Annotated in this window: 7 protein-coding genes and 2 pseudogenes; 2 read left to right on the top strand and 7 right to left on the bottom strand. The window is 70.8% G+C overall.

Annotated elements, in window-relative coordinates; genetic code table 11:
• Positions 1–428: 428 nt before the first annotated feature.
• Positions 429–1,295: a GAF and ANTAR domain-containing protein gene (locus JWP64_RS27265; RefSeq protein WP_297502800.1), complete on the top strand. Its 867-nt coding sequence runs from the start codon at positions 429–431 to the stop codon at positions 1,293–1,295.
• 392 nt (positions 1,296–1,687) lie between these two features.
• Here the strand turns inward: JWP64_RS27265 and JWP64_RS27260 are convergent, their stop codons facing one another.
• From JWP64_RS27260 to JWP64_RS27230, 7 genes and pseudogenes are all read right to left on the bottom strand, one after another.
• Positions 1,688–2,584 carry an NmrA/HSCARG family protein gene (locus JWP64_RS27260; RefSeq protein WP_297502799.1) on the bottom strand — a complete coding sequence of 299 codons (897 nt, stop codon included), beginning with the start codon at positions 2,582–2,584 and terminating at the stop codon, positions 1,688–1,690.
• A gap of 210 nt (positions 2,585–2,794) precedes the next feature.
• Positions 2,795–3,517 carry an alpha/beta hydrolase gene (locus JWP64_RS27255; protein ID WP_297502798.1) on the bottom strand — a complete coding sequence of 241 codons (723 nt, stop codon included), beginning with the start codon at positions 3,515–3,517 and terminating at the stop codon, positions 2,795–2,797.
• A gap of 142 nt (positions 3,518–3,659) precedes the next feature.
• Entirely contained in the window at positions 3,660–3,815 is a 156-nt protein-coding gene (locus JWP64_RS27250; RefSeq protein WP_297502797.1) for a hypothetical protein, read from the bottom strand.
• Between the two features lie 254 nt (positions 3,816–4,069).
• Positions 4,070–4,330, bottom strand: coding sequence for a hypothetical protein (locus JWP64_RS27245; RefSeq protein WP_297502796.1), 261 nt, complete (start codon positions 4,328–4,330; stop codon positions 4,070–4,072).
• A gap of 63 nt (positions 4,331–4,393) precedes the next feature.
• Positions 4,394–4,852 carry a nitroreductase family deazaflavin-dependent oxidoreductase gene (locus JWP64_RS27240; protein ID WP_297502795.1) on the bottom strand — a complete coding sequence of 153 codons (459 nt, stop codon included), beginning with the start codon at positions 4,850–4,852 and terminating at the stop codon, positions 4,394–4,396.
• Positions 4,853–4,943: 91 nt separating this feature from the next.
• A pseudogene (locus JWP64_RS27235) lies at positions 4,944–5,084 on the bottom strand (VOC family protein); the annotation flags it as partial.
• 399 nt (positions 5,085–5,483) lie between these two features.
• On the bottom strand, positions 5,484–5,879 hold the full coding sequence (locus JWP64_RS27230) for a hypothetical protein (RefSeq protein ID WP_297502794.1): 396 nt from the start codon (positions 5,877–5,879) through the stop codon (positions 5,484–5,486).
• 743 nt (positions 5,880–6,622) lie between these two features.
• Between JWP64_RS27230 and JWP64_RS27225 the strand changes: the two are divergent.
• A pseudogene (locus JWP64_RS27225) lies at positions 6,623–6,810 on the top strand (VOC family protein); the annotation flags it as partial.

Below are 6,810 nucleotides of genomic sequence, written 5' to 3'. Positions count from 1 at the left end.
GACTGATCTCGAGCTCATCGCAGGCCGATTCGGCCCGAGACCGGGCTGCACCGAGCGGATCCACCGGTGCTGGTGCCGGCAGGACGGCGGGCTCAGGGGACAACTCGCCTGACGCAGGACGCTCGCTCGGCGGCCTCGACGGCTGTGTGCCCAACCGCCGAGGCCTTGAGCTGCGCGGCCCCGGGCGCCGATCACAACTCCGGCAGGGACGCTACGGACGATTCGCGCCTCCTGCTGATCGGGTCCTCGGACCGCTTTCAGAGCCCGCGGTCGTACCGCGCCTGCGAAGACACCGTCGGGTTTGGCGCGTAGCCTGCGGCACAGCGGTCGAGTACACGGCTGTTGCCCGGACACGGGGCGCAGGTCTTTAGTCGGCATGCGTTCCCGGTATCCGTCGTCCATGTGCGTCCCCGGCCACCGAGCCACGGGTGGGGGTAGAGCGCAGCGCATGCCGCCTCGGCTCTGCCGCGCCAGCACACGTCTTCGTGCTGCACCCCGTACCCCCACTCGCACAAGGCGGTACCCGCATCATGCAGCCAGAACAGAGCGACGAGCTCGTCGTAGCCCTCCGCAGTGCCGCGCGTGATCTGGTCGCCCGGCGCAGCATCAGCGATCTCGAACAGACCCTCGACTACATCGTGGCCGCAGCGGTGGACACCGTGCCCGGCGCCGACGCCGGCGGGATCTCGATGACCGAGAACGGCCACATCACCTCCCGCAGCCCCACCAACGAGGACGTCCACAAGCTCGACGACCTACAGGCGCAGCTCCACGAGGGACCGTGCTTCACCGCCGTCGAACAACCCCCCGAGGACGGGGTCATCCTGGCCCGGGACCTGGCCGAGGCACCGGACGCCAATCGGTGGCCGCATTTCGGCCCGCAGGCGGTCGAGCACGGGTACCGGTCGTTGATGTCGACCCAGCTCTCCACCAACGGCGGCACCCGCGCGGCGCTGAACCTTTACTCGCACACGCCAGGGGCGTTCGACGACTCCGCCCGCACCATCGCCGGCTTGTTCGGAGTTCAGGCAGGGCTGCTGCTCTACGGTGCCAACCATGCCGCCCAGATGAGCCGAGCCCTGGACACCCGCGACGTGATCGGGCAGGCCAAAGGCATCCTCATGGAAAGGTTCGGGGTCGAGGGCGACCAGGCCTTTCAGATGCTCGTGCGCACCTCCCAGGACACCAACATCAAACTCGCCGACGTCGCCCGCTGGCTCACCACCAGCGCCGGCCACCAACAGGCCCGCGGGGGCACCGACCGGCTACACCCACCGGCCGAGGACCAGAGCTGACCCCACTTCGGAACCCACAGCAGTTCTTGCAGTCGCAGGCACGTTCGGTGCCGGCCCCTCAAAGTCACAAAGCATCCACGCCGAGGTGCCGGCCGCAACGGCGCCTTCGGCATCGCGCCGCGATGGCGCCGCGATGAAGGACTACCGCGGGCCGAAGCGAGACCGCTCCCGCGGTCTTCCTCTGCGCCTGGTGGTGGTATCAGCGGGAACGCCACGAACCCCAACTGCAGCGGCGCAAGTCGGGGGTGGCCGGCCAGATGTACCGGTCTCCGCGTCAGGACCAGGTCGGGGCTCCGCTGCCCACCCCGGAGCCGCGCAGGATCGGGCGCGGCACGGGTGAGCTCGAGGAGATCCTTAGCTGACAACGGGTGAGCCCGCAGCCGCATCGGCCGTCAGCTGGGGGAGGGCTGTATGCCACCTCCGGCGAACGTGCGATCGGCCCAGCTGGCGAACGAGGTCCACCCGATGTCCGGGTGATCGCGGCGCAGGGCCGCGATGTCGACCTGGTAGCCGTCGCCGCGCAGGAACTCCCACATCGCGGCCATGTCCGCGCTGCCCCGGCGGACCGCGGCCATCGGCACCTCCTCGTGCCGCACGGGTCGGTTCGACGCGGCGGCGAGCGCGGACGCCATCTGCTGCGGGGTCGGATCGTCACCGGCCAGCTCGATCCGCTGTGCGGTGTACCGGGCCGGTGCGTCGAGGACCTCGGCGACGAACCGGCCGAGGTCGCCCCGGTCGAGCTGCTGCAGCGGGTGGTCGGCTGGGAGGGGCAGCGCCAGGACGCCGTCCAGGATCTCCCGCTCGCCGCCGAGGGCGTTGTCGTAGAAGTAGGTGGGCGCAACGACCGTGTACGGCAGGTCCCCGCCGGCGAGCTCGCGCTCGACGACGGCCTTGCTCTCGAAGTGCGGCACCCCGGAGCCCGACGTCGCCCCCGCCACCGACGCGAACACCAGGTGCGGCAGGCCGGCGTCGGCAGCGGCACCGAGGATCGCCCGGCCCTGCACCAGCTCGGCATCCACACCGGACTCGAACGGGGTGGTCAGCGCGAACGTCGCGACGACGCCGTTCATCGCCGCGGCGAGCGCGTCGCGCTCGGTGAACCCGCCGGCGGCCAGCTCGATGCCCTCCGCGGCGAGCCGGCGTGCCGAAGGGGCCGTCGGGTCCCGCACCAGTGCGCGCACCTTGCGGCGGCGCTCCCGCAGGGCCCGTAGGACCGCACCGCCCTGTCCTCCGGTCGCGCCCAGCACCAGGACCGGTGCCTGCGGATCCGTGCGCGGTTCGGACCTCATCGTCGGATCGTCCTTCCTCGGGTCAGAGGGTCCGGCGGACGCCGGCCTCGGTGGGCAGGTGCCGGAGCTGGTCGTCGGGCGTCCCCTGGCAGGCAGGACACCAGCACGCTCGCCTCGGCGACGGTGTAGAAGCCGAGCGGCATCGTCGACGCGGTGGGCCGCAGGACGATGCGGGGGATCGGAGCGGACTCCCGTCCTGGTCCGCGGCGGTCACGAACCCACGGCGCGCAGCGCCTCCCCGATCAGGTCGGCGACCTGCTTGGGGTGGGAGAGCATCACCAGGTGCGACGAGTCGATCTCGACCGTCGTCGCTCCCGCCCGCTGGTAGCCGAACCGCTCGACGTCCGGGTTGATGGTGTGGTCCGACGAGGACACCGACTCCCACGAGGGCCGGGGCTTCCACGCCGCCGCGGAGGAGGCAGGCTCGGCGAACGCCGCTGCGGCGAGTGGGCGCTGGGACACCGCGAGGACCTTCGCGAGGTCCTCGTCGACGTCAGCAGCGACGATCGCGGGGAACTTCGCGACGTCCACGTACACGTCGGTGCCGGGCTCCTCGCCTTCGGTGGGGAAGGGCTTGGTGACCAGGGCCGCCGCGAGGTCGGAGTCCGGGAACCGGCCCCGCAGCTCACCGAGGCTCTCTCCCTCGCCCAGCGCGTAGCCGGCCAGGTAGACCAGCGCCTTCACATTGTCCTCCACCCCGGCGACGGTGATCACGGCGCCGCCGCAGGAGTGCCCGACGAGCACGACGGGCCCGTCGATCTGCCCGACGACCGAGGCGATGTAGGCGGCGTCGCCGGCGAGCGACCGGTCCGGGACAGCGGGCGCGACGACCGGGACCTCGTCGGCGAGCAGCTCGGGGATCACCCGGGCGAAGCTGGAGGCATCGGCGAACGCGCCGTGGACGAGAACGACGGTGGGAGCAGAATCGGACATGGTCAGGTTCCTCCTATCCGGCTTGTGCTGTGGTCAACGAGGTCTACACGCAGCCCGCCTGCAGCCAACGTCGCAACGCAGTGCTCGCCGGGCGCCCCGCCGCCGAGGACGATCACGTCGTAGTCACTGCTCGAGCTCATCGTCACCTCCATGCGTTGCTGGTGACGTCACGGCCGCGGTCGACCCGCCTGCCGACGCCCGCGCGGTACCCGTCCGCGACCCAGTCCGCGATCAGGGGAGGCGTACTCGTCGACGCGCTGCCGACCAGCCCGTGGTCGGCGATCGCTGTCTCGGACATGGCTGCCTCCTCGACGATGCCTGGTTCCGTGGACGCGGCAGCGTCACCATCGCCTCGGGGAGGGGCCGGCGCATCACCCGCTGCGGACGAGCGAGGCGTTCGGCTGTTCCCGGTCTCGCTCCGAGGAGAGCCACCCGCCGAACGGGTCCGGGCCGCAGGCCGCGACTCCGCCGCCAGCTTCACCGATGCCGCGGTGCGCACCTATGTTCCGTACCGGTCGAACGGGCCGCCCTCGCAGCGAGCTCCTGACGTCGTCATCCGACACGACCTGAGTCTTTCTCCAGGTCGACGACTTGGGACGGCAGCTGTCCAGAGGGATGAGGTCCGTCACCAAGCTGCGGTCCGCGCCCTTCGGCCTGGCTCGGTTCCACCCAGCGGCGTTTGACCTCGGGCAGCGCCGGATCAGCGATCGCGGCCCTGTTTGAGCGCGCGCCAGTCGCGCGGCGACATCCGGTTCCAACAACCTCGACCTGCAGGTCTTCCTCGGGGTTCAAGATCGTCGACAGATGGTCCATTCCCGACAACCGTTGCCTGATCCACAGCGGTCGCAGGGCGTTGCGGACGATAACGCCGGGGCGTTATGAGCGAGGTCCGGCCTGCGGGGTGAGCAGGACGATCGGGATCTTGCGGTCGGTCTTCTGCGCGTAGTCGTCGTAGAGGGGAAAGATCTGCGCCATCTGGGTCCAGAGGGGCTCGCGCTCGGCTGAGGACGCGACACGGGCGCGGGCGGTGAACCGGTGGGTGCCGACCTGCACCCCGACACTCGGGTCCGCCAGGAGATTCTTGAACCATGCCGGGTCCTCGTCGGCGCCACCTTTGGAGGCGACGACGACGAACTCGTCGCCCGAGCTGCCGTAGATCAGGCAGGTGCGGCGCGGCTGGCCGGTCCTGCGCCCGGTCGTGGCCAGCACGAGCGTGCGCACCCCGTTGTTCTCGTGTCCCTCGGTGCCACCCGAGGCCAGATAGGTGCGGGTGTGCTCGGCGACCCAGTCCCACTGCGAGTCGGTGGCGCGGTCAAGGTCTTCGGCGACGGCCATGTCGGCGGTCCTTTCCAAGGTGTGACGTTGTGGGTTTGCACGGCGGTCTCGGGGTGGTGTCGAGGCCCGCGGGTTGGGTAGCCCGAGCGGCTCAGCCGAGCTGCTCGGCCAGGGCAACGATGATGCCCTCGGGGCCGCGGACGTAGCAGAGCCGATAGCTGTCCTCGTACTGTTCCAGCTCGCCGACGAGTTCGGCGCCGTGGGCGCGCAGGCGGGCAAGGACGTCCTCGACGACGACGCCGACGTTCTCCATCCGCTTTATCGTCATGCCGGCCTCCTCGGTGTGGTGCGGCCACGGTGGCCCCATCTGCCCTGGGAACGGGAGCCGGCAGGCCGTTCTCGACATCCTCTGCCAACATCTTTCGAGAACCTCCTGACACAGCACACCCGAACCCGCACCGATCGACCCCGGAAGGGCTTCAGCCAGGCATCGAACTGAACGAGCGGGTGTCGGTGTCAGTCGGTCGAGGGGATAGCTGGGCGGGCCTGTCAGGGGTTCGGGAGGTAACAGTCCCGATACGCCCGATCCCCGCCGGCCCGGCCGGACGGCTCGACACCCCCCGACACGGAGACGGTCCAGGGTGCCTATCCAGCGCCCGCGCAGCTCGAAAGCGATGCCGGGCCGGACCGACTACGCCCCTGTTCGCCCTGTCCAGACGTCGACCAGGTTGGCCATGCGCTGGTCGAGGAACAGCCGGCCGCCGCGGTCAAGCAGGAGGGTGTGCCCGGGCTGGTCGTGGTGGGCGATGAGCGCCGCGCGCAGCAGCGGCCGGGCTCGTGCCGGGATGCGGTAGGCGCCGGGAAGGAGCCCGACCTGGTCGCTGTCGGCGGTGACCCACCGCGGCGAACATCCTGCGAGGCAGCGGGCCTCGGCGTCGGTGGCCAGAGCCAGCATCAGCGCGGCGGCGCTGGTCGGGCAGACGATCCGCCGCAGCCGGGCGAGCACGGCGGCATTCGGGCGAGGCCCGAGCGCGGCCAACGCCGAGGGCGCGGCGGCGGGCAGCGACAGCATGAGGCCTTCGGCCATGAAGCCGTCCTGATGGCACGGGCCCGCACTTGCAGCTCGGTGGCGGCGTCGATGGTCAGCCGTTGCAGGACCGCACCTAACGGGCAGCCGGGCTGCGACCAGCGCATTGCGGTAGGCCTGGCCGAGGCATCGGCGCGGTGAGTCGGCGCGCGGTGAGCGGCGCGGCGGCGCGTCTCCACGGCAGCGGGATCTCGGGGCGACCGCGGTGCTCGTGCCGGGAGGGGGGCACGGTGGTGCCAGACCAACCAGACGGTCACCGGGATGATGGCGGCGAGCCTGGCGAGCTCGTCGAGCAGTCCGGGTCGCAGCAGGTGCGCGCGCGTCACCACCAGGTGCGCCACGTTCTCAGCGCGCAACCACACCCGCAGCAGCGCCGGGCCGTCACGGACTCGTCGTTCCCGGGCGAGCGCGTCGCGGTGCTTGCCCAGGGCGGTCAGCAGATCCCGGGCCAGGACCGGCCACGACGCGCCAGGGCTGGGATGACATACCACCCGGCCGGCGCCCAGATCGTGCAGGGCGGTCAGGGCCCACATGCAGGCTGCGTCGTCGTGCGGGTCGAGCATCCACCGCATGCTGCCTCGGGGTCGGCTGACCCGAGCCGGGAGATTGAGGAGCGTCGGCACGCTCGACGCGGAGCGACGAGGGTGCCGACGCGTCTGGAAGTCCTCGTGACCGATGTCGAGAACCCCCGTCGGCCACGTCCCTAGGTGGATCGACAACACGAGTACTGGAGGATCGACCCCATGTCACACGTACGACGCTTCGACCATGTCGGCATCACCGTCGCGGACCTCGACACGGTGACGGCGTTCTTCGTCGGGCTCGGTCTCGAGGTCGAGGGGCGGATGGTCGTGGAAGGCGAGTTCCTGAACACGGTCATCGGAATCCCCGACTCCCGTACCGAGATCGTCATGCTGCGACCGCCCGACGG

This window comes from Pseudonocardia sp. (assembly GCF_025465255.1).
Classification (GTDB): domain Bacteria; phylum Actinomycetota; class Actinomycetes; order Mycobacteriales; family Pseudonocardiaceae; genus Pseudonocardia.
The sequence above is the reverse complement of the archived record's forward strand: the minus strand, read 5'-3'. Positions and strand labels throughout refer to the sequence as shown.